This window comes from Streptomyces bambusae, from assembly GCF_019400985.1.
Taxonomy (GTDB): domain Bacteria; phylum Actinomycetota; class Actinomycetes; order Streptomycetales; family Streptomycetaceae; genus Streptomyces; species Streptomyces bambusae_A.
Window position 1 is genome coordinate 1 of record NZ_WTFF01000655.1, and the last position, 1169, is coordinate 1169.

Genomic DNA, 1169 nt, shown 5'->3' on the forward strand with positions numbered 1-1169 from the left:
GCCTCCGGGGGCCGCGGTCCGGCTGCCCGTATCGCCGCTCTGCGCCGGCATGCCGGGCAGACCGGGCGGCAGGCCCGGGAGCGCGGCCGCCGCCGGGTCCGGCCCGGCGGGGATCACCTGGAGGTCGGCGTCGGAGGTCACCACCGGGTGCCAGCCGTGCTTGGCGACGGCCTGCACCAGGGCCAGGACCATCGCCGGGTCGAACTGGGCGCCCGCGCAGCGTTCGAGCTCGGCCAGGGCCGCCGGCACCGGCCGGGCGCGGCTGTAGGAGCGGGTCGAGGTCATGGCGTCGAACGCGTCGGCCACCGCCACCACCCGGGCCAGCACCGGGATCTGCTCGCCGGCCAGACCGTACGGGTAGCCCGAGCCGTCCACCCGCTCGTGGTGGTGCAGGATCGCCGCCCTGGCCTCGCCGAGGAAGCCGATGCCGCGCACCATCTCGTGCCCGTACTCGGGGTGGAGCTCGATGATCCGGCGCTCCTGCGGGGTGAGCGGGCCGTCCTTGCGCAACAGCCGTGTGGGGACGCCGAGTTTGCCGACGTCGTGCAGGATGCCTGCGATCCGGACCGCTTCGAGGCGGTCGTCGGCCATGCCCAGCTCGCCGGCGATCATCGCGGAGGCCTGGCCGACCCGCTCGCTGTGGCCGCGCGTGTAGCGGTCCTTGATGTCCACGGCCTGGACCAGGGCCCGGATCGTGGCCTGGTGGGCGGCGCGTTCGCGGTGGTACTGGGCGAAGATCCAGCAGGAGAGGTACATCGGCAGCAGGACCAGCAGGGCGGCCGGCGGGCCGTACGGGCTGCGCCACATCACGGCCATCATCAGCCCGGCCAGGCCGTGCACGCAGTGCGGGACCAGCGATCCGGCCAGCAGTCCGCGCCAGGCCCGGGACGCGGGCCGGCGTTCGGCGGCGGCCAGGACGGCCCCGTCGAGGGCGGCCAGCACCAGGCAGAAGGCGGCGGCCGCGGCCAGCGCGGGCAGCACCGCGTACGGAAAGTCGGCAGCCCAGGCCGCCTCGCCGGACGGCGGCGGTGACCCGGTGCCCCGGCCCAGTGCGGCCGGACCGTTCAGCAGTACGAAGACCTGCCCGGCGGCCTGCGCGCCGAGCGCCTGCTGGGCCGCGTGCCAGGCCCTGTCTCCTTCACCCGTTTGCCGCTGCCGGCGACCTCACG

1 pseudogene is annotated in these 1169 nt (G+C 75.8%); it reads right to left on the minus strand.

The features are described from left to right. Positions 1–1131, minus strand: a pseudogene (locus tag GPJ59_RS36360) (HD-GYP domain-containing protein); the annotation flags it as partial. Between the last annotated feature and the right edge of the window lie 38 nt (positions 1132–1169).